Here is a 20102-nt window from a genome sequence, read left to right on the forward strand (position 1 = left end):
CTTGCTGGACGAATGCGTCGCGATCTGCAGGGAGGCTGGGCATGGGACGAGTGACGAGCAGGCGGCGCGTGGTGCGGCTGGTGGACGACGCGGCCGCCGCGCGGCCGGACACGCTGGCGGTCGAGGAACCGCTGGAGATCCGCGTGCGGGGCAAGGCGCTCGCCGTGACCATGCGCACGCCGGGTGACGACTTCGACCTCGCGGCGGGATTCCTGGTCAGCGAAGGCGTGGTGCGCAACCCCTCTGACATCGCGAACATCCGCTACTGCGCGGGCGCCACGGCCGACGGCGGCAACACCTACAACGTGCTCGACGTCGGCCTCGCGGAAGGCGTCGCGCCGCCCGACCCGTCGATCGAGCGCAACTTCTACACCACGTCGTCCTGCGGGTTGTGCGGCAAGGCGAGCCTGGACGCCGTGCGGACGACCGCGACGTGGCAGGTCGCGGCGGACCCGATCCGACTGAACCCCAAGCTGATCACCGAGTTCCCGGCGAAACTCCGCACGGCGCAACGGGTCTTCGACAAGACCGGCGGCCTGCACGCGGCCGGCCTCTTCGACGCGGACGGAAACCTGCTGTGCCTCCGCGAGGACGTCGGCCGGCACAACGCGGTCGACAAGGTCGTCGGCTGGGCCACCCGGACCGGACGCCTGCCGCTCACCGGCACCGTGCTGATGGTCAGCGGCCGGGCGTCGTTCGAGCTGGTGCAGAAGGCGGTCATGGCCGGGATTCCGGTGCTCACGGCGGTGTCCGCGCCGTCGTCGCTCGCGGCTGACCTGGCCGAGGAGATGGGCCTGACCCTGGTCGGGTTCCTCAGGGGCACCTCGATGAACGTCTACACAGGAGGCCACCGCCTCGGCCTCGCGGTCGGAGCGCGCTAGTCCGAACAGCGTCCTCCGCGAGGAGGATGCCTCACGGCGGACGCGATCTTCGCCGCGGCCGCCTAAATTTCCCTCCATGTTGACTGTCAGGGGGATCAGCCGGAGCTTCGGCGACCTGAAAGTGCTCGACGAGGTGAGCTTCGACGTGCGGCCCGGCCGCATGACGGGCTTCCTGGGCGCCAACGGGTCCGGCAAGACGACCACGATGCGGATCGTGCTGGGGGTGCTCGCCGCGCACGGGGGTGCGGTGAGCTGGCGGGGGACCGAGATCACGCCGCAGACGCGGCCGCACTTCGGCTACATGCCGGAAGAACGCGGCCTCTACCCGAAGATGAAGGTGCGCGACCAGATCACCTGGCTCGGGCGGCTGCACGGTGTCGAAAGGACGGTCGCGCAGCGCAACACCGACCAGCTGCTCGACGACCTGGAGCTCACCGGCCGCGCGAACGACCGGCTGGAGCAGCTGTCGCTCGGCAACCAGCAGCGCGTGCAGATCGCCGCCGCGCTGGTGCACGACCCGGACGTGCTGATCCTGGACGAGCCGTTCTCCGGCCTCGACCCGATCGCCGTCGAGACCGTGCTCGACGTGCTGCGCAAGCGGGCCGCGAGCGGGGTGCCGGTGCTGTTCTCGAGCCACCAGCTGGCGATCGTGGAACGGCTCTGCGACGACGTCGTGATCATCTCAAAGGGACGGATCGCTGCCGCCGGATCACGCGAGGAGCTGCGCGACCGGCACGCTACGGCCCGCTTCGAGATCGTCGTCGCGCAGGACGCGGGCTGGGTCCGCGACGTGCCCGGCGTGACGGTCCTCGACCTCGACGGGCCGCGCGCGGTCTTCGATGCCGAACCGCAGCAGGTGCTCGCCGAGGCCGTGCGACGCGGCGAGGTCCGCTCGTTCACGCCGGTGGTGCCCACGCTCGACGAGATCTTCAAGGAAGTGATCTGACATGGCACGAGCCACTTTTGCGCAGGCGACCTGGCTCGTCGCCGAACGCGAGATCAAGACCCTCGTCGGCACCAAGGGCTTCTGGATCAGTTTCGTCGTCACGATCGCCGGACTGTTCGCGCTCACAGTGCTGCCGACGGTGTTCGGTGGCGACGACCCGAAGGTCGCCGCGGTCGGCTCGGCCGTGCAGGTGGTCAAGGGCAAGGCGCTGGACGTCCGCGAGGTCGCCGACGTGCAGACCGCGTCGGACCTGATCAGGGCCGACGAGGTCGAGGCCGCGGTCGTCCCGGACGGCAGCGGGATCAAGGTCCTGGCGCTGAACGACCCGCCCGGCGACGTGATCCGCCAGCTCGTCGCGTCACCGCCGGTCGAGCTGCTGGACCCGTCCGCGGTGAGTTCCGACCAGCGGTTCGTCACCGTGCTGGTGTTCGGGCTGGTGTTCCTGATGTTCGGCATGGGCGGCGCGGCGATCGCGCAGAGCACCGTGACCGAGAAGCAGACCCGGATCGTCGAGATCCTCGTGTCGACCGTGCCGGTGCGGGCGCTGCTCGCGGGCAAGATCCTCGGCCACGTGATCCTGACGATGGGTCAGGTGATCGTGTTAGCGCTAACGGCACCCATCGCACTGCGGGTGGCCGGGTTGTCCGAGCTCCTGGCGGTGGTCGTGCCCGCGCTGGGCTGGTTCATCCCGTTCCTGCTGCTCGGGTTCGTGCTGATCTCGTCGATGTGGGCGGTCGCGGGGGCGCTGGTCAGCCGGCAGGAGGACCTCGGCTCGACGATGGGCCTCGTGATGATCGCGGTGATGGGCCCGTACTTCGGCGTGCAGTTCTTCTTCGACAACCCGGCGGTGCTCGCCGTGATGTCGTACGTGCCGTTCACCGCGGGGGTGGCGATGCCGGTGCGGATGTTCGCGCAGCAGGCCCAGCCGTGGGAGGCGCTGGTCTCGCTCGGCGTCCTCGCGGCGACCGTCGTGGCGATCCTGCTGGTCGCCTCCAGGCTCTACACCGGGTCGCTGTTGCAGACCGGCGCGCGGGTGAAGCTGTCGAAGGCCTGGGCACCGGCAGAATAGGCGCATGATCGCTGATCCGATTCGCCTCGCCGTCGTCGGCCTGGGCGCCATGGGCACCCGGATGCTGACGGCGGCGCAGGCCCATCCCGGCTACACCGTGGTCGCGGGCGTCGACGTCGTACCCCGCACGCTCGACGTCCCGGTCGTCACCTCGCTGGACGACGTGCTGTCCGAAGTGGACGCGGTGTACATCGCCACTCCGCCCGCCCTGCACGCCGAGTTGACGCTGAAGGCGTTCAAGGCGGGCAAGGCGGTGTTCTGCGAGAAGCCGCTCGCGGTCGACCTCGACGAGGCGCGCGCGATGGCCGCCGCCGCCGAGGGGCTGCCGAACGCGGTGAACTTCGCGCTGTCCGACATGGTCGCGACGGTCGAGATCGAACGGCGGCTGCCGGAGCTCGGCGTGCTGCGGGGCGTGGAGATCAGGCTGCAGTTCCCGCGCTGGCCGCGGGCGTTCCAGGCGGAGGCGGCGTGGCTCGCGCGGTCCGAGCAGGGCGGGTTCGTCCGAGAGGTGTTGTCGCACTTCGTCTACCTGACCGACCGGGTGCTCGGGCCGCTGACGGTGGAGGCGGTGTCCTCGGACTTCCCCGAGACCGGTGCCGCCGAGGTGGCGGCACGCGGATTGCTGCGCGGGAGTGGTGTGCCGGTGCACGTGTCGGCGTTCTCCGGACTGGCCGGGCCCGAGATCTACGAGTGGACGGTGTGGGGCGCGGAACGCTCGCTGCGCCTGGATCAGTGGGCTGATCTGTCCATTTCGGATGGTGACGCGTGGGAACCGTTGCCCCTCAAGCAGACCGGCTCGGACTACTCTCGGCTCACGCTGTTCGCGCAGGCAGTGCGTGGAGAGCATCCGCGCGACCTGGCGGACTTCGCGAGCGGGCTGCGGGTGGCGCAGGTGATCGAGGCCTTCCTGCGGTAGTGCGGAAAAGCGTTTGACCGTGTTCGGCAAGATCGGGGAAATGGGGATCTTGTTCGTCACGCTGTCAGGACATGGCCACGTCACGCCGACGCTCGCGGTGGTCGAGGAGCTGGTGCGGCGTGGCGCCGAAGTCGAGTACGCGACCGGCCCGGAGCACGCAGAGGCGGTGACCGGGGCCGGTGCGCGGTGGCTGGAGCTGCCCGGGCTGCCCGAGTTCCGGCCGGCCACCGCCAACCCGATCGACGAGTGGTTTCCGCACTACTTCAGGGCGATGAGCGCCATCTACCCGCTGTTGCTGGAGCGCTGCGAAACCGATCGGCCGTCGTTGATCTGCTACGACTCCACCAACTGGCCCGCCCGGCTGGTGGCGCGCAAGCTCGGCATCCCGGCGGTGCGCACCCTCCCGCACACCGCCTCGAACGAGCACTACACGTTGATGGACGCCGGCCTGGCCAGGTTCATCGCGGACGATCTCGCGAAGTTCGTGGCGGCCAACGACGTCGAGCTCGACATCCCGAGCACGATCGAGGCGCCGGAGGAGACCAGCGTGGTGTTCGTGCCGCGCGCGTGGCAGCCGTTCGGCGACACGTTCGACGAGTCGTTCCACTTCGTCGGGCCGGTGCTGGGCAGCCGGCTCGACGAGGAGTGGGCACCGGCGCGCACGGATCTGCCGTTGCTGTTCGTCTCGCTGGGGTCGGTGATGAGCGACGCGAACCTCTACCAGGCCTGCAAAGACCAGTTCAGCGACGGCGCATGGCAGGTCGCGATGACCGCACGCGAGGTCGAGCCGGCGGAGAACATCGATGTGCGTCCTTGGTTTCCGCAGCCCGCGGTGCTGCAGCACGCGGCGGCGTTCATCAGTCACGGCGGCATGAACTCGACCATGGAGGCTCTGCACGCGGGCGTGCCGCTGGTGATCGTTCCGCAGACGCCGGAACAGGCCGCCAACGGTGACCGCGTGGCCGACCTCGGGCTGGGCGAACGGGTCGACGACCACGCGGACCTGCGCGCGGCGGTGGAACGGGTGGCGTCGAGCGGCACGATACGGTCCAATCTGGACCGAATGCGTGCCGCCATCAATGCCGGTGGCGGCGCTGCGAGGGCCGCCGACGTGATTCTCAGCCGAGCACTTCGCGGAGCTTGACGCCGAACTCCTCCGGCTTGCCCGCGTAGCCGAACTCGCCGCCCATGAACCCGCCGTGGTGGCTGGGGAACACGACAGCGTCCTGACCGAGCAGCTTCGCGGTGTCGACAGCCGCGCGCGCGGTGAACGCGTTGCCCGTCTCCTCGCCGACCGCGATCACGACACGGGTCGGTGCGGCGGCGAGGGCGTCGGGCTTCACCTGGTAGTCGGTGATCGCGAGGGAGTCGCGGGACAGCAACGGGTTGTCGCGGTTGCCGTCGTCCTCGGCAGGCAGGCCGAACTGCGCGGGGTCGGCCGGTGGCCGGGCGAAGTACTCGTCGGTGAACTCGCCCTGCCACGAGGTCATCGCCATGAACTGCGCCATGCCCGCGCCGAACCCGCCGGCGAAGAAGGCGTCGATGAAACCGTCACGGGCACGGCGGGCGGCGTCGGCGTCGGGCAGCACGTCGATGAGCGGCGGTTCGTGCGCGACGAGTGTGACCACGTCGTCCGGATAGGACGCGACGAGCTCGAGCGCGGTGACCGCACCACCGCTGGACGCGAACAGGTCGACCGGGCCGCCGACCGCCTCGATGATCGCGTGGATGTCCGCGGCCTGCAGCTCGGGCCTGGCCTCCTTGCTGCCGTCCGAGCGGGTGCTTCTGCCGAGACCGCGCGGGTCGTAGGTGATCACCGTGCGGTCGGGGAACTGCTCGCGCAGGGCGGTGAAGCCGGACGCGTCCATCGGCTGGCCGATCATCATCAACGGACGGCCGCCCTCGCCGTGCACGTCGTACGTCAGGGCCGCTTCGTCGTGTTCAAGAACATGTGTCGCCATGTGAATCTCCCCAGTCAGGTCGGGTGTGAGCAGCGTAGTCACAACCATGAACCCGGATGGGCTAACAGGCTGATCGACCTGCATGTATTCCGCTGTTATGAAAGGGCGTATGAAACGGATTGCAGTGGTGACCGGCGGCGGCACGGGCATCGGCAAGGCGGTGGCGGCCCGGCTCGTGCAGCAGGGTCTGGACGTGGTGATCACGGGACGCCGGGAGGACGTCCTGAAGGCGGCGGCCGAGGAGATCGGCGCACGCGCGGTGGTGTTCGACGCGGCCGACCCAGATGCGGTTGAAGCGGCACTGAGCGATCTGCCGTCGTCGGTGGACGTTCTCGTCAACAACGCGGGCGGCAACATGACTCGGCGCCTGCCCGCGCCGCAGAACCTGGCGGACGTGCGGAACCTGTGGCTCGCGAACTACGAGTCGAACGTGATCAGCGCGGTGCTGGTGACGACGGCCCTGGAGCCGCGGCTCGCCGACAACGCACGGGTCGTGACGCTCGGCTCGATCGCCGGACGCAGGGGATCGGGGGCTTACGGCGCCGCGAAGTCGGCGGTCGAGGCGTGGACTGCGGACCTCGCGTTCGCGTTGGGGGCCAGGGGGATCACGGTCAACGTGGTGTCGCCGGGCGTCACCGAGGACACGGAGTTCTTCGGCGGCACCCTGAGCGAGGAACGGCGCAAGAAGCTCGTCGGCAACCCGGCCAACGGGCGTGCGGGCACGCCGGAGGACATCGCCGCGGCGATCACGTTCCTGACCTCGCCCGAGGCAGGGCACATCACCGCGCAGGTCATCGGGGTGAACGGCGGAGCCGGGCTCGGACGCTGAACCCGATCACCGCCAGCAACACGACGAGCAGCGCGACCCAGGAGAACTCGGCGAGGTAGTGCTCCGCCGCCTCGCCGACGAAGTAGACCGCTGCCGTCGTGCCACCGGCCCACGCGATGCCGCCAGCTGCGTTGGCCAGCAGGAACTTCCCGTAGTGCATGCCCATCGTGGCGGCGAGCGGACCGGAGAGGATCCGCAGCAACGCCACGAACCGGCCGAAGAACACCGCCCAGGCGCCGAACCTCGTGAACAGCGCCTGGGCGCGGCCGACCTTGTCCTCGCTGAAGTGGCTGGGGAACTTCTCGCCGGCGAACGCGAACACGCGCGGCCCGAACCGCTTGCCGAGTGCGTATCCGATGCTGTCGCCGATGATCGCGCCCGCCGAGGCGCACGCGCCGACCAGCACGGGTGAGATGCCGTCGTGGTGTGAGGCCATGAGTGCGGCGGTGACGAGCACGATCTCGCCGGGCAACGGGATTCCGACGCTCTCGATGCCGACCACCAGGCCTACGACGACGTAGACCAGCAGCGGCGGGATGGTGTGGAGCCACTCGGTCAGCACCTCCGCGATCTTCCCCTCAGAGCGCTGTCCTTGCCAGCTAGGGTGGTGTGGATCAACCTAGGGGGCGGTTGTGGCGTTCGGTGTGCTGCTGCGTCAGTGGCGGCAGCGGGCGGGATTGAGCCAGGAAGCGCTCGCCCAACGTGCCGCGGTCGGTATTCGCACTGTTCGCGGGCTGGAGACCGGTGAACGGACCGATCCGCGCATGGGCACCGTGCGGTCGCTGGCCGACGCGTTGGAGCTGACCGGGGCTGAGCGGGCCGAGTTGTTCGCCGCCGCCGGACGTGACGAGCCGCCGCAGATCGAGCCGGTGAGGTTCGACCCGCTGGCCGAGGCCGCGGAGACGTTGCGGGCGGCGGTCGAGGCCAGGTGGCGTCGCGAGGAGGAACAGCGGCAGATCCACGACCCCGTTCCGCTCCCGGTGACCTGGGAGCCGGCACCCGCGGACCTGCAGGACAGCTGGCTCAACATCGGCGGTGAGGTCGAGTTGTCCGGGCGCCTCGGCCAGGTCGTCGAGACCTACCGCGGGATCGGCTCGCGGCGGCTGGTCGTCCTCGGGCGAGCCGGGTCGGGCAAGACGGTGCTGACCACGCGGTTCGTGCTGGACTTCGCGGGCGACGGGCCGGTGCCGGTGATCTTCGGGCTGGGGTCGTGGCATCCGGAACGGGCCGGGCTGCGCGACTGGATGGCCGAGCAGCTCATCCGCGACCACCCGTTCCTCGGGGCGCCGGGGCCGAGCGGTGGGACGTTGGCGGCGGCGCTGGTCGACGCGCAGCGGGTGCTGCCGGTGCTGGACGGGTTCGACGAGATCGCGGCCGGGTTGCATCGGCCGGCGCTCAACGCGTTGAACACCACCACCCTGCCGTTGCTGCTCACGAGCCGTGTGGACGAGTACCGAGACGCGGTCGAGGGCACGGACGTGTTGACGTCCGCTGCTGCGGTGGTGCTCAACGACCTGACGTGCGACGACCTGGCGGACTACCTGCCGCGAACGACGCGAAAGAACGTGTGGACGCCTGTGCTCGACGAGATGCGCAACGGCGGTGTGCTCGCGAAGGTGCTCACCACGCCGTTGATGGTGGCTCTCGCGCGGCGCATCTACAGCGATACGCCCGATCACGATCCGTCAGAGTTGCTCGGCTTCCACGACGCGGACGAGATCGAACGGCACCTGCTCAGCAGCTTCGTACCGGCTGTGTACGGGTCGCATGCCGAGCGTGTGCAGCCCTATCTCGGCTATCTCGCTGATCACCTGACGAAGCTCGGCACGCACGACATCGCGTGGTGGCGGTTCGGCACCTCTTCGGTGGTGACCGGACTCGGTATCGGCACGACGGTAGGTGTCGCCGACTTCGTGGTCGAGGCAATCGTCTTAGGGGCGCTCACGGTCCGAGGGCTGTTGTTCGCGGTGATGATCGGTGTGGTCACCGGGCTGTTGTTCGGGCTGGCGCATTGGTGGGTCGTCCGGGCGGCGCCGCTCGAGCCCGTGCGGACGCGGTTGCGCCTGCGCGGACGGATCGGGCCGGCGGTGTGGTGGCGGGGTCTGGTCGGGCTGGCGTTCGGAGGGGCGGCCGGCAGCGCGTACGGGCTGGTGCGGGCGGTGGCGTTCTGGCTGGTCGTGCCGGGATCCGCGCTGACGTGGGACGTGCTGGTCGACATCGGCGTCTTCGGGCTGGTGTTCGGGCTCGGAGCCGGAGTGGTGTTCGGGCTGGTCGCCGCGCTGGAGGCGCCGCTCGACGTGCGCTCGGCGGGAAGTCCTGGCGACCTGATCGAGGCCAACCGGCGGCACGTGCTCGGGCTGATGGCGTTGTTCGTGCCGGTGTTCGCGGTGTTCGTCGCGGCCTCCACCGGGCTCGTGGCGGCCGGGCTGACGGCGTTGCGGTTCGAGGCCTCGTGGAGTCCGGCGACGTCGTTGGTGATCGGCCTCGTCGGCGGCATCGCCGGTGGGCTGTCGTACGTGCTGAGCCTGACCGCCTGGGGGCAGTGGGTCGTCTTCGCCCGCGTGTGGCTTCCGCTCACCGGACGGCTGCCGTGGCGGCTGCCGGAGTTCCTGGACGACGCGTACCGGCGTGGTGTGCTGCGGCGAGCGGGTGCGGTCTACCAGTTCCGGCACGCGAGGTTGCAGGAATACTTCGCGCGTTTGCGCTGATCAGACCGACCGGCCATAAGTGGCCGGTCGGCTGGCCTGTCCTTCGTTTGGCCCGGCTGTGATCGTTTTCGGCGTGGACGGGATCAACTGGGAGGCGTACAGCCATGAAGAGCTGTACCGGATGCTGTGGCAGGACGCGGACGTCGCGGATGTGAGCACGGTCGCGGACGAGTGGACGCGTCACCGCGAGGCGTTGGACACGCACGCCGCCGTGCTGAAGGAGCAACGAGCCGCGCTGCTCAACGACTGGCAGGGCGCGGCGGCCGAAGAGGCGGCGGCGAGGCTCACGAAGCTGGCCGAGCGGATCGAGAAGATCAGCGAGTTCTCGGCGGCGGGGGAGAAGGCCGCGCAGGACGCCGCCGATGCGCTGGCGGAGGCGCGGGCAGCGATGCCACCACCGCCCGCGGGGACGACGATGCCCGCGTTCGCCGGCCCGCCGGCCGCCCCGTTCTCGCTGCCGAACGCACCGGCGCCCTTCACGCTGCCGACTGCACCGGCGCCGTCCGCGCCGTTCTCACTGCCGAGCGCGCCCGCCCCGATGACCTTGCCGAGCGCACCCACCATGCCGGCCGGTGCGACCTCGGGCTTCTACTTCTACTTCGGTGCCGCGTCCGCTGACCAGCAGAAAGCCGACGCCATCCGGGCCATGCAGACCTACGAGTCGAGCCTCAACGGCAGCGGCCGCCTGATCGACAACGCCCAGGGCACCATCCCGCAGCAGGCCGCCGCGCCGAGCAGAGCCCCAACGGCCCCGTCTCCGGTCAAAACGCCCAGCTCAGGCGGTGTGCCGTGGCAACGCCTCGTGGGCGGCGGCTCGGCCGGAACGACGACTCGCGGACCGGTGATCGGCGCCACCGCTCCGGTCAGCCAGCAGACCCAGCTCAGCCCGGGCATGCGCGCGGGCGTGCTGAGCGGGCACGGCATCGGGCCGATGGCGATGAGCTCGACCGTCGCCGAGTCCCGCTCCGCCGCCCAGGGCTCCGGCATGGCACCGGGAGCCGGTGGCGCGCGCAAGGACGACGAACAGGAGCACGAGAACCAGATGCCCACGCTCGACCACGGCCTGTTCGTGGTGAACGAACGCGTCTCGCCCGCTGTCATCGGGGAGGAGCAGTGAACGGCTACGAGGTCGCGCCGGACCAGCTGCAGGACCGGATCAAGACCCTGACCAGGCTCGCCGAGCTGACCGGCGACCTGGTGGCGACCGCGAGCAGGCTGGCCGAGCGCCGGCCGTTGCTCGGCACCGCCCCACCCGCCCAGGACCTGTCGAAACGGCTCAAAGCGGCAGGTTCGGGACTCGCGGGCGAGGTCAGCGCCGCCGAACGCGAGGTGCGTGCGTTCCAGCAGATGCTGGCGGAGATCAAGACCAGGTACACCGAGACCGACGCCGAACAGGCCCGCAAGGCGGCCCGATGATCGCCTTCGACCTGGTGGAGATGGACCTCCTGGCCACCCACGCCGGGGTGCGCTGGCCGTTCCCGTTGCGCGTCCCGTCGTTCGGGAAGCTGGCGAGCGAACGCGCGGAGCTGCTCGCCGAAGCGGGGCACGGCCTTCAAGCACGCGGACTCGCCGAACCCCACGGACCGACAGGCCTGGCGCGTGAACTCGTCACCGCACTGCACGAGCACACGGCCGTGGTCGATCTCGTGGTGCCGGGAACGGGTGCGGTCGCGCTGGTCTACGGCGACAGCGCGCTGGTGTGCACGCAGCACGAGAGCACGGTCCGGGTGGCGCACATCGAGGCGGAGACCGTGGGCGAGGAGCTCGTGGCGTTGGTCCCGGAACTGCGGCCCGCCCCGCTGATGCCGATCACCCTGCCGCCCGGCGCGGCACTCGACCTGGAAGTCACCGGACAGGGCCAGGCCGGGGTCGTCAAAGGCGGGCAACGGCAGGAGGTGTCCTGGCTGGACAGTGCAGGCGGCCGGGTCAGGGTCGACGTCGGCAGTGACGGCTGGGTCAGCGTGAATCCCATGCGGCACAACGACCTGGTGCGCGTGATCGGTGAGCTCGCCGCAGTGGCGCGAGCCTAGAAGAGGGGGAGAAGTGGATCCAGCACAGTGGCTGGCGGACTACCAGGAACGCCTGGAACGAGTGGCCTACAGCGCCCGCAGTGCGAGCGCCAGCCTGGCCGAGGTCGGAGCCAGCGCGACCTCACCGCGCGGGGAGGTGACTGTGAGCGTTAACGCGGGTGGTGTGCTCGGCGACGTCGCACTGACGCCTGCCGCGCGCAAGCTCGACGTCGACACGCTCGCGATGCTGATCGTGAGCACCGCCCGCGAAGCGCAACGGCTGGCCGGTGCCCGCATGGCCGAGGTCATGTCCGGCTACCTCGGCGAGAGCGACGCGTTGCACCAGATCACCTCGCACCTGCCGGAGGCCGTGCGATGACGTCGTTCCACGTCGACCACGAGCAGCTGCGCAAGCACGCGGCGACGCTCGCCGGGTACGCCGACCAGCTGTCGGCCACCGGAACCGGGCTGCCGGACCAGATCGGCCAGGACTCGCTCGGCTCGTTCGCCCAGTTCCTCACCGCGGGACTCGGCAGTGCGATGGGGGAGACGCTCGACGCCTTCGCGCAGATCGCGTCCACGATGGACAAGGTCGGCGATGGCATGCGCGAGACGGCTGATCTCTACCAGCGCACCGACGACGACAACGCCACAGCAGTCGTGGGAGCCGGCCGATGACCACAGCAACCGACGCGGGCACGATCACCGAGCTGCTCAACGAGCTCCGCACCACCACCCGTGCCATCGCGGGCGACGAGTGGCTGACCCAGGACCTGGCGGGCACGCCGAAGGCCGACATCGGCGAGCTGGGATCGAACGGGAAACCGTTGCAGGCCTTGGACAGCGCGGGCGTCGGCTTCCTCACGCCGATGATCTCGTTCCTGGACGAGCCGCTGAACCAGCTCAAGGGCGACCCGGACGGCGTCCAGCAGGGCGCGGGCGAGTTCGACAAGGCGGGCAAGGCCGCCACGAACCTCGCCAAGGACTACGAGACCAAGCAGAAGACCGAAACCGACGGCTGGTCCGGCCAGAGCGCCACCGACTACGCCAAGACCGGCAAGCAGCTCGTCGACGGCGTCATGTCCGTCGCCGAGACCGCCCTGACCAACGCGAGTGCGCTGATCAAGGCGGCTCAGGTGGTCGCGCAGGTCGTCGCCGAGGTCACCAGGCTGATCACCGAGGCGGTCGGCAAGATCGTGCCGATCATGACCCAGGCGATCGCGGCGGCCGCGGCGACGTTCGGGCAGAGCATCGCCGTGGCCATCCCGCAGTGCGTGCAGATCGCGGTCGAGTGCGGCACGCAGATCGCGGCCAAGCTCGGTGAGCTGCTGGCGAGCGGCGAGAACCTGATCAAGCTCGTCGAGGGCGCGCAGGCGGTGCTCAAGATCGTGAAGCAGGCCATGACGGTCATCGGCGAGCAGGCACAGGGGTCGGGCACGGCGAAGCTGCCGACGGCCTCGAAGGCCGTCGGCTAGCGGTGTCTGCAAGACCACCAACTCCAGAGTTGGCGGTACTTGCAGACGCGCCAACAGCTACTAGCTGGTCAGGACGGCGCGGGCCAGGGCGGCGGTTTCGGATGGTGTTCTGCCCACCTTGATGCCGGCCGACTCCATGGCGAGCTTCTTGGCCTCCGCCGTGCCCGAGGACCCCGAGACGATGGCGCCCGCGTGGCCCATCGTCTTGCCCTCGGGCGCGGTGAAGCCGGCGACGTAGCCGACGACGGGCTTGGACACGTTGTCCCGCACGAACTCCGCGGCCCGCTCCTCCGCGTCGCCGCCGATCTCGCCGATCATCACGATCAGTTCCGTCTCCGGGTCCGCCTCGAACGCCGCGATAGCGTCGATGTGCGTGGTGCCGACGATCGGGTCGCCGCCGATGCCCACGCACGTGGTGAACCCGAAGTCCTTCAGCTCGTGCATCAGCTGGTACGTCAGGGTTCCCGACTTCGACACCAGCCCGATCGAGCCCGGCTTGGTGATGTCGGCCGGGATGATGCCCGCGTTCGACTTGCCGGGACTGATGATCCCGGGACAGTTCGGCCCGATGATCCGCGTCGACTTGCCCTGGGCATGCGCCCAGAACCGTGCCGTGTCGTGGACCGGGACGCCTTCCGTGATCACCACCGCCAGGCCGATGCCCGCGTCGATCGCCTCGATCACCGCGTCACCGGTGAACGCGGGCGGCACGAAGAGCACCGAGACGTTCGCGCCAGTCTCCTCCATCGCTTCGGCGACCGTGCCGAACACCGGCAACGACACGTCGTCGAACCCCACTGACGTGCCGGCCTTGCGCGCGTTCACACCGCCCACGACCTGCGTGCCCGCCGCGAGCATGCGCCGGGTGTGCTTGGAGCCCTCCGACCCGGTCATGCCCTGCACGACCACGCGGCTGTGCTCATCGAGGAAGATCGCCATCAGGACTCCTCACCAACGCCTGCGCCGGCGAGCGCGGCGGCACGGCCGGCCGCTTCGTCCATCGTGAGCGCCACGGTGATCAGCGGGTGCCGTGCTTCGTCGAGGATGCGGTGGCCTGCTTCGGCGTTGTTGCCGTCGAGCCGCACGACCAAGGGCTTGTCGGCGCGGTCGCCGAGCAGTTCGAGTGCCTGCACGATTCCGTTGGCCACCGCGTCGCACGCGGTGATGCCGCCGAACACGTTCACGAACACGCTGCGCACCGACGGGTCCGAGAGAATCACGTCGAGCCCGTCGGCCATCACCTGGGCCGAGGCGCCGCCGCCGATGTCGAGGAAGTTCGCGGGCGCGGCACCGGCCAGGGCCACTACGTCCAATGTGGACATGACGAGGCCCGCGCCGTTCCCGATGACACCGACCGTGCCGTCGAGCCTGACGTAGTTCAGGCCCTTCGCGGCCGCGCGCACCTCCAGCGGGTCGCCCTCGGCGCCCGCGTCGGGCCGAGAGTGCCGGAACGACGCGTTGTCGTCCAGGGTCACCTTGCCGTCCAGCGCGACGATCTCGCCGGATTTGGTGAGCGCCAACGGGTTCACTTCCACCAAAGTCGCGTCTTCGGAAACGAAGACCTTCCACAAAGCGGAAGCGACGGCATTCACCTCGGCGGCGACTGATGGTGAAAACACCGCAGATGCGTCGAAAGCCGAAGCTGGCATTCGAGTGATCGAGTCCGCCATCTCCTCGATCTCCATGCCACCGGTCGCCGACGCCATCGCGATGAACGTCCTGTTGGCACGGTCGAGCAGGAACGAGATGTAGTACTCCTCGGCGATCTCGCTCGCCTCGGTCACCAGCACCTTGTGCACGGTGTGGCCCTTGATGTCCATCCCCAGAATGGCCGCTGCCGCGGCAAAAGCTTCGTCGGGCGACGAAGCGAGCTTGATGCCGCCCGCCTTGCCGCGCCCGCCGGTCTTCACCTGTGCCTTCACGACCACGGTTCCACCGATGGAAGCGGCCGCCTCGCGCGCGGACTCAGGAGTGTCCGCCACGAGACCACGCGGAACGGGCACTCCGTGACGCTCGAAGACGTCCCGCGCCTCATGTTCGAAAAGATCCACCGTCTGCGTCCTCTCGCCGAAAACTTGCGGCCATCTATGGACATCCGGTTGGTAGCGGAGTAACGATATGCCTACCTCATACGGTATGCAATCTACAGTCGAGCGCTAAGGGGCTGATCGCCGATGACGAGTTCCGCGGAGCCGGAGTCGACTACCGAGACCATCTCTGGGGGTCACCTGGTCGCCAAAGCGCTCAAGGCAGAGGGCGTCGACACCATCTTCACGCTGTGCGGCGGGCACATCATCGACATCTACGACGGCTGCGTGGACGAGGGCATCGCCGTCATCGACGTCCGTCACGAGCAGGTAGCCGCGCACGCCGCAGACGGCTACGCACGCATCACCGGCAAGCCCGGTTGCGCCGTTGTCACGGCGGGTCCGGGCACCACCGACGCGGTCACGGGTGTAGCCAACGCCTTTCGCGCGGAGAGCCCGATGCTGCTGATCGGCGGCCAGGGTGCGCTGAGCCAGCACAAGATGGGCTCACTGCAGGACCTCCCGCACGTCGACATGATGACGCCGATCACCAAGTTCGCCGCGAACGTCCCGCACACCGCGCGCATCGCGGACATGGTGTCGATGGCGTTCCGCGAGGCCAACGCCGGCGCGCCCGGCCCCTCGTTCCTGGAGATCCCGCGCGACGTCCTCGACGCGAAGGTCCCCCTGAGCACGGCCCGCATCCCGCAGGCAGGCCACTACCGCGCCTCCACGCGCAGCGCCGGTGACCCCAGGGACATCGAGAAGCTCGCGGATCTGTTGGTGCACGCCCGCAAGCCCGCGATCCTGCTGGGCAGCCAGGTGTGGACGACGCGGGCCACGGACTCGGCCATCGAGCTCGTGCGCACGCTGAACATCCCCGCCTACATGAACGGCGCGGGTCGCGGCACCCTGCCTCCTGGCGACCCGCACCACTTCCAGCTGTCGCGCCGCTACGCCTTCGACAACGCCGACGTGATCGTCATCGTCGGCACCCCGTTCGACTTCCGGATGGGTTACGGACGCAGGCTTTCGCAGAACGCGACCGTCGTGCAGATCGACCTCGACTACCGCACGGTCGGCAAGAACCGCGACGTCGACCTCGGCATCGTCGGCGACGCGGACCTCGTGCTCTCCAGCGTCACGCAGGCCGCATCCGGTCGTGAGGACAACGGCGCGATGGGCCGCAAGGTGTGGCTGGAGGAGCTGCAGGCGGTCGAGGAGCAGTCCCGGCGCAAGCGTGCGGAGCACCTGCGCTCCGACGACATGCCGATCCACCCGTACCGCCTCGTCAGCGAGATCAACGACTTCCTCACCGAGGACTCCATCTACATCGGTGACGGCGGCGACGTGGTCACGTTCTCCGGCCAGGTAGTGCAGCCGAAGTCGCCCGGTCACTGGATGGACCCCGGTCCACTCGGGACGCTCGGCGTCGGCATCCCGTTCGTGCTCGCCGCGAAGTTGGCGAGGCCGGACAAGGAGGTCGTGGCCCTGTTCGGGGACGGTGCGTTCAGCCTCACCGGCTGGGACTTCGAGACGCTCGTCCGCTACAACCTGCCGTTCGTCGGCATCGTCGGCAACAACTCGTCGATGAACCAGATCCGCTACGGCCAGGCCGCGAAGTACGGGCTGGAGCGCGAGCGCGTCGGAAACACGTTGGGAGACGTGAAGTACGACCAGTTCGCCAAGATGCTCGGCGGCTACGGCGAGGAAGTGCGCGACCCCAAGGACATCGGTCCCGCACTGCAGCGCGCCCGCGAGTCCGGCAAGCCCTCTCTGATCAACGTGTGGATCGACCCCGATGTGTACGCGCCCGGAACCATGAACCAGACGATGTACAAGTAGGTGAGATGACATGGCCAAGGCACTGGAGGGCGTCAAAGTCCTCGACATGACGCACGTGCAGTCCGGACCGTCGTCGACCCAGCTGCTCGCCTGGCTGGGCGCGGACGTCATCAAGCTGGAGACGCCGGGACGTGGTGACATCACCCGCGGCCAGCTGCGTGATCTGCCCAATGTGGACTCTCTGTACTTCACGATGCTCAACTGCAACAAGCGGAGCATCACGCTCAACATGAAGGCTCCCGACGGCAAGGAGGTCTTCCAGAAGCTCATCGCGGACGTCGACATCCTGGTCGAGAACTTCGGACCCGGTGTCGTGGAACGCTTCGGCTACCCCTGGGAGAAGCTGCAGGAGCTCAACCCCGAGCTGATCTACGCCTCCATCAAGGGCTTCGGGCCCGGCCGCTACGCCGACTTCAAGGCGTACGAGGTGATCGCGCAGGCCATGGGCGGCTCGATGAGCACGACCGGGTTCGAGGAAGGCCCTCCGCTCGCCACCGGCGCGCAGATCGGCGACTCGGGCACCGGCATCCACCTCGTGGCGGGCATTCTCGCCGCGTTGTACCAACGCACGAACACAGGCCGTGGGCAACGCGTCCAGGTGGCGATGCAGGACGCGGTGCTCAACTTGTGCCGGGTGAAGCTGCGTGATCAGCAGCGGCTCGCCCACGGGCCGCTGGGGGAGTACCCGAACGAGCAGTTCGGGGACGAGGTGCCCCGCTCCGGCAACGCATCCGGTGGTGGCCAGCCCGGCTGGGCGGTGCGCTGTGCCCCCGGCGGCCCCAACGACTACATCTACGTGATCATCCAGCCGGTCGGGTGGGCGCCGCTCACCGAGCTGATCGGCAGGCCCGAGCTCGCCGAGGACCCGGCCTGGTCGACGCCCGAGGTGCGGCTGTCCAAGCTGGACAAGGCGTTCGCGCTGATCGAGGAGTGGACGGAGAAGCACACCAAGTGGGAGGTGATGGACAAGCTCAACGCCCACAACATCCCGTGCGGACCCATTCTGTCCACAAAGGAGATCATCGAGGACGAGACGCTCGCTGATCTCGGCACCGTCGTCGAGGTCGAGCACCCCGAGCGCGGCACGTTCAAGACCGTCGGCAACCCGCTCAAGCTCTCCGACTCGGAAGTGCCGGTGCAGCGTCCGCCGCTGCTCGGTGAGCACAACGACGAAGTGCTCGGCGCTCTGGGCTACAGCACCGAACGACTGGCCGAACTGCGCACCGCCGGCGTCATCTAGTCCTCACAGGGAGACGAAAACTCATGCCGGACAACGGCTACGACCGCGCCGCGGTCGAGAACGTACTCGCGAAGGTGCGGGCGGAGGGACGGTCGTCACTGACCGCACCGGAGGGCAAGCGGGTCTGCGACGCCTACGGGATCGCGACCCCGGCCGAGGCGCTGGCGAAGTCGTCGGAGGGCGCGGTCGCGTTCGCCGAGGAGATCGGCTACCCGGTCGTGCTGAAGATCGTCTCACCGGACATCCTGCACAAGACCGAGGCCGGCGGCGTCCTCGTCGGCCTGAAGAACGCGGCCGAGGTCGCCGAGGGCTACCGCACGATCATCCACAACGCCCGCAACTACAAAGCGGACGCGGACATCACCGGCGTCCAGGTCCAGCAGCAGCTGCCGACCGGGAACGAGGTCCACGAGGTCATCGTGGGCGCCACCACCGACGAGACGTTCGGCAAGATCGTCGCGTTCGGTCTCGGCGGCATCCTGGTGGAGGTGCTCAAGGACGTCACGTTCCGGCTGGCGCCCACCAGCAACTCCGAGGCGCTGTCGATGGTCAACGGCATCGCGGCGGCGGAGATCCTGCGCGGAGTCCGTGGCGCGCAAGGAGTCGACGCGCACAAGCTCGCCGATCTGATCCACCGGGTGTCGGATCTGGTCACGGACTTCCCGCAGCTGGCGGAGGTCGATCTCAACCCCGTGCTGGCAACGCCTTCCGGAGCCACCGCCGTCGACGTGCGGATCCTGGTGGACGAGAACGCCGCCAAGGAGCCGCACCGGTTCACCCAGGACGAGATCCTCGCCTCGATGAACCGCATCATGAAGCCCGCCGCCGTCGCCGTGATCGGTGCCTCGAACGAAGAGGGCAAGATCGGCAACTCGGTGATGAGGAACCTCGTCAATGGCGGGTACCAGGGCGAGATCTACCCGATCAACCCCAAGGCCGACGAGATCGGAGACCGCAAGGCGTTCGCGAGCATCGCCGACGTGCCGGGAGACGTCGACGTCGCGGTGTTCGCGATCCCGGCCAAGTTCGTGCCGGCCGCGCTGGAGGAGGTCGGCAAGAAGGGCGTCGCCGGCGCGATCATGATCCCGTCCGGCTTCGGTGAGACGGGCAACATCGAGCTGCAGAACGAGATCGTGGAGATCGCGCGCAAGCACGGCGTGCGCATTCTCGGCCCGAACATCTACGGCTACTACTACACGCCGGAGAATCTTTCAGCGACGTTCTGCACGCCGTACGACGTCAAGGGTGGAGTTGCCCTGTCGTCGCAGAGTGGCGGAATCGGCATGGCGATCCTCGGATTCAGCCGTTCCGCGGGCATGGGCGTCAGCGCGATCGTCGGCGTGGGCAACAAGGCCGACATCGACGAGGACGACCTGCTGACGTTCTTCGAGCAGGACCCGAACACCCAGCTCGTCGCGATGCACCTGGAAGACCTGAAGGACGGTCGTTCCTTCGCGGAAACGGCGAAACGAGTCTCGGAAAAGAAACCGGTCGTCGTGCTGAAGGCCGGCCGCACCGACCAGGGTGCGAAGGCCGCGAGCTCGCACACCGGCGCACTCGCGGGCAACGACCGGGTCTACGACGACATCCTCAAGCAGAGCGGCGTGATCCGCGCCCCCGGCCTGAACGACCTGCTGGAGTACGCGCGCGGCATTCCGCTGCTGGCCACGCCGAAGGGCGAGAACGTCGTCATCATCACGGGCGCGGGTGGCTCGGGCGTGCTGCTCTCGGACGCCTGTGTGGACAACGGGTTGTCGCTGATGACCATTCCGGACGATCTGGACGCGGCGTTCCGGAAGTTCATCCCGCCGTTCGGCGCGGCCGGCAACCCGGTCGACATCACCGGCGGGGAACCGCCCTCGACGTACCGGAACACGATCGCGCTCGGCCTTGCCGACGAGCGCATCCACTCGCTGATCCTGGGCTACTGGCACACCATCGTCACGCCACCGATGGTGTTCGCGAAGCTCGTGGTCGACGTCGTGGAGGAGTACCGGGCGAATGGCATCCACAAGCCTGTCGTCGCGTCGCTCGCGGGTGACGTCGAGGTCGAGGAAGCCAGCGAGTACCTGTATCGGAACGGAGTAGTTGCGTATCCGTACACAACGGAGAAGCCTGTCGCGGTACTGGGCGCCAAATACCGGTGGGCACGAGCCGCTGGTCTGCTTGGGTAGCAACGGGGTTCCTGTGTAGCAA

Annotated in this window: 20 protein-coding genes; 16 read left to right on the forward strand and 4 right to left on the reverse strand. The window is 68.8% G+C overall.

The window, feature by feature from the left end:
- The first annotated feature begins 41 nt into the window (after positions 1 to 41).
- The 5 genes from fdhD (at position 42) to ABZX92_RS19195 (ending at position 4956) form a co-directional block, all read left to right on the forward strand.
- The gene (gene fdhD, locus ABZX92_RS19175; RefSeq protein WP_355560772.1) at positions 42 to 881 is read left to right on the forward strand and encodes a formate dehydrogenase accessory sulfurtransferase FdhD; all 840 of its coding nucleotides are present in this window, start codon (positions 42 to 44) and stop codon (positions 879 to 881) included.
- Positions 882 to 957: 76 nt separating this feature from the next.
- Positions 958 to 1827: an ATP-binding cassette domain-containing protein gene (locus ABZX92_RS19180; RefSeq protein WP_355560775.1), complete on the forward strand. Its 870-nt coding sequence runs from the start codon at positions 958 to 960 to the stop codon at positions 1825 to 1827.
- Between the two features lies 1 nt (position 1828).
- Positions 1829 to 2896, forward strand: coding sequence for an ABC transporter permease (locus tag ABZX92_RS19185; protein ID WP_355560776.1), 1068 nt, complete (start codon positions 1829 to 1831; stop codon positions 2894 to 2896).
- A 4-nt stretch (positions 2897 to 2900) separates the two neighbouring features.
- Positions 2901 to 3812: a Gfo/Idh/MocA family oxidoreductase gene (locus ABZX92_RS19190; protein WP_355560779.1), complete on the forward strand. Its 912-nt coding sequence runs from the start codon at positions 2901 to 2903 to the stop codon at positions 3810 to 3812.
- Between the two features lie 40 nt (positions 3813 to 3852).
- Positions 3853 to 4956, forward strand: a complete 1104-nt coding sequence (locus tag ABZX92_RS19195; RefSeq protein WP_355560782.1) for a macrolide family glycosyltransferase — start codon at positions 3853 to 3855, stop codon at positions 4954 to 4956.
- Here the strand turns inward: ABZX92_RS19195 and ABZX92_RS19200 are convergent.
- The gene (locus tag ABZX92_RS19200; protein WP_355560785.1) at positions 4931 to 5773 is read right to left on the reverse strand and encodes an alpha/beta hydrolase; all 843 of its coding nucleotides are present in this window, start codon (positions 5771 to 5773) and stop codon (positions 4931 to 4933) included. The two genes, ABZX92_RS19195 and ABZX92_RS19200, sit on opposite strands and share 26 nt — an antisense overlap.
- Positions 5774 to 5882: 109 nt before the next feature.
- Between ABZX92_RS19200 and ABZX92_RS19205 the strand changes: the two genes are divergently transcribed.
- Entirely contained in the window at positions 5883 to 6602 is a 720-nt protein-coding gene (locus ABZX92_RS19205) for an SDR family oxidoreductase (protein WP_355560787.1), read from the forward strand.
- On the opposite strand, the gene ABZX92_RS19210 is transcribed toward ABZX92_RS19205, so the two are convergent.
- Positions 6565 to 7164 carry a DedA family protein gene (locus ABZX92_RS19210; protein ID WP_355560790.1) on the reverse strand — a complete coding sequence of 200 codons (600 nt, stop codon included), beginning with the start codon at positions 7162 to 7164 and terminating at the stop codon, positions 6565 to 6567. The two genes, ABZX92_RS19205 and ABZX92_RS19210, sit on opposite strands and share 38 nt — an antisense overlap.
- Positions 7165 to 7234: 70 nt before the next feature.
- On the opposite strand from ABZX92_RS19210, the gene ABZX92_RS19215 reads away from it, so the two are divergent.
- The 7 genes from ABZX92_RS19215 to ABZX92_RS19245 all read left to right on the forward strand — a co-directional run bounded on the left by ABZX92_RS19215 (position 7235) and on the right by ABZX92_RS19245 (position 12794).
- Positions 7235 to 9310, forward strand: coding sequence for a helix-turn-helix domain-containing protein (locus tag ABZX92_RS19215; RefSeq protein WP_355560793.1), 2076 nt, complete (start codon positions 7235 to 7237; stop codon positions 9308 to 9310).
- A 73-nt stretch (positions 9311 to 9383) separates the two neighbouring features.
- Complete coding sequence (locus ABZX92_RS19220; protein ID WP_355560795.1) at positions 9384 to 10427, forward strand: hypothetical protein; 1044 nt, start codon at positions 9384 to 9386, stop codon at positions 10425 to 10427.
- Complete coding sequence (locus tag ABZX92_RS19225) at positions 10424 to 10726, forward strand: hypothetical protein (protein ID WP_355560796.1); 303 nt, start codon at positions 10424 to 10426, stop codon at positions 10724 to 10726. The genes ABZX92_RS19220 and ABZX92_RS19225 overlap by 4 nt, the downstream gene beginning before the upstream one ends.
- Positions 10723 to 11340: an ESX secretion-associated protein EspG gene (locus ABZX92_RS19230; RefSeq protein ID WP_355560799.1), complete on the forward strand. Its 618-nt coding sequence runs from the start codon at positions 10723 to 10725 to the stop codon at positions 11338 to 11340. The genes ABZX92_RS19225 and ABZX92_RS19230 overlap by 4 nt, the downstream gene beginning before the upstream one ends.
- Positions 11341 to 11353: 13 nt before the next feature.
- Positions 11354 to 11698 carry a YbaB/EbfC family nucleoid-associated protein gene (locus tag ABZX92_RS19235; RefSeq protein WP_355560802.1) on the forward strand — a complete coding sequence of 115 codons (345 nt, stop codon included), beginning with the start codon at positions 11354 to 11356 and terminating at the stop codon, positions 11696 to 11698.
- The gene (locus ABZX92_RS19240) at positions 11695 to 11997 is read left to right on the forward strand and encodes a type VII secretion target (RefSeq protein WP_355560805.1); all 303 of its coding nucleotides are present in this window, start codon (positions 11695 to 11697) and stop codon (positions 11995 to 11997) included. The genes ABZX92_RS19235 and ABZX92_RS19240 overlap by 4 nt, the downstream gene beginning before the upstream one ends.
- A complete protein-coding gene (locus ABZX92_RS19245) occupies positions 11994 to 12794 on the forward strand; it encodes a hypothetical protein (RefSeq protein WP_355560808.1) in 801 nt (266 codons plus the stop codon). The genes ABZX92_RS19240 and ABZX92_RS19245 overlap by 4 nt, the downstream gene beginning before the upstream one ends.
- Before the next feature lie 60 nt (positions 12795 to 12854).
- On the opposite strand, the gene sucD is transcribed toward ABZX92_RS19245, so the two are convergent.
- Positions 12855 to 13733 carry a succinate--CoA ligase subunit alpha gene (gene sucD / locus ABZX92_RS19250; protein WP_355560811.1) on the reverse strand — a complete coding sequence of 293 codons (879 nt, stop codon included), beginning with the start codon at positions 13731 to 13733 and terminating at the stop codon, positions 12855 to 12857.
- On the reverse strand, positions 13733 to 14845 hold the full coding sequence (gene sucC, locus ABZX92_RS19255) for an ADP-forming succinate--CoA ligase subunit beta (RefSeq protein ID WP_355560813.1): 1113 nt from the start codon (positions 14843 to 14845) through the stop codon (positions 13733 to 13735). The genes sucD and sucC overlap by 1 nt, the downstream gene beginning before the upstream one ends.
- A 123-nt stretch (positions 14846 to 14968) precedes the next feature.
- On the opposite strand from sucC, the gene ABZX92_RS19260 reads away from it, so the two are divergent.
- From ABZX92_RS19260 to ABZX92_RS19270, 3 genes are read left to right on the forward strand one after another with little or no spacing between them, the layout of a single operon-like run.
- The gene (locus tag ABZX92_RS19260) at positions 14969 to 16666 is read left to right on the forward strand and encodes a thiamine pyrophosphate-binding protein (protein ID WP_355560816.1); all 1698 of its coding nucleotides are present in this window, start codon (positions 14969 to 14971) and stop codon (positions 16664 to 16666) included.
- A gap of 10 nt (positions 16667 to 16676) precedes the next feature.
- The gene (gene frc / locus ABZX92_RS19265) at positions 16677 to 17906 is read left to right on the forward strand and encodes a formyl-CoA transferase (protein ID WP_355560819.1); all 1230 of its coding nucleotides are present in this window, start codon (positions 16677 to 16679) and stop codon (positions 17904 to 17906) included.
- A gap of 23 nt (positions 17907 to 17929) precedes the next feature.
- The gene (locus tag ABZX92_RS19270) at positions 17930 to 20080 is read left to right on the forward strand and encodes an acetate--CoA ligase family protein (RefSeq protein ID WP_355560821.1); all 2151 of its coding nucleotides are present in this window, start codon (positions 17930 to 17932) and stop codon (positions 20078 to 20080) included.
- Positions 20081 to 20102 lie beyond the last annotated feature (22 nt).

This window comes from Lentzea sp. NPDC006480 (assembly GCF_040611995.1).
In the GTDB taxonomy this organism is placed as follows: Bacteria; Actinomycetota; Actinomycetes; order Mycobacteriales; family Pseudonocardiaceae; genus Lentzea.

Coding starts and splice junctions, on each gene's coding strand:
- fdhD (WP_355560772.1), top strand. CDS start 42: ATGGGACGAGTGACGAGCAGGCGGCGCGTGGTGCGGCTGGTGGACGAC.
- ABZX92_RS19180 (WP_355560775.1), top strand. CDS start 958: ATGTTGACTGTCAGGGGGATCAGCCGGAGCTTCGGCGACCTGAAAGTG.
- ABZX92_RS19185 (WP_355560776.1), top strand. CDS start 1,829: ATGGCACGAGCCACTTTTGCGCAGGCGACCTGGCTCGTCGCCGAACGC.
- ABZX92_RS19190 (WP_355560779.1), top strand. CDS start 2,901: ATGATCGCTGATCCGATTCGCCTCGCCGTCGTCGGCCTGGGCGCCATG.
- ABZX92_RS19195 (WP_355560782.1), top strand. CDS start 3,853: ATGGGGATCTTGTTCGTCACGCTGTCAGGACATGGCCACGTCACGCCG.
- ABZX92_RS19200 (WP_355560785.1), bottom strand. CDS start 5,773: ATGGCGACACATGTTCTTGAACACGACGAAGCGGCCCTGACGTACGAC.
- ABZX92_RS19205 (WP_355560787.1), top strand. CDS start 5,883: ATGAAACGGATTGCAGTGGTGACCGGCGGCGGCACGGGCATCGGCAAG.
- ABZX92_RS19230 (WP_355560799.1), top strand. CDS start 10,723: ATGATCGCCTTCGACCTGGTGGAGATGGACCTCCTGGCCACCCACGCC.
- ABZX92_RS19240 (WP_355560805.1), top strand. CDS start 11,695: ATGACGTCGTTCCACGTCGACCACGAGCAGCTGCGCAAGCACGCGGCG.
- ABZX92_RS19245 (WP_355560808.1), top strand. CDS start 11,994: ATGACCACAGCAACCGACGCGGGCACGATCACCGAGCTGCTCAACGAG.
- sucD (WP_355560811.1), bottom strand. CDS start 13,733: ATGGCGATCTTCCTCGATGAGCACAGCCGCGTGGTCGTGCAGGGCATG.
- ABZX92_RS19260 (WP_355560816.1), top strand. CDS start 14,969: ATGACGAGTTCCGCGGAGCCGGAGTCGACTACCGAGACCATCTCTGGG.
- frc (WP_355560819.1), top strand. CDS start 16,677: ATGGCCAAGGCACTGGAGGGCGTCAAAGTCCTCGACATGACGCACGTG.
- ABZX92_RS19270 (WP_355560821.1), top strand. CDS start 17,930: ATGCCGGACAACGGCTACGACCGCGCCGCGGTCGAGAACGTACTCGCG.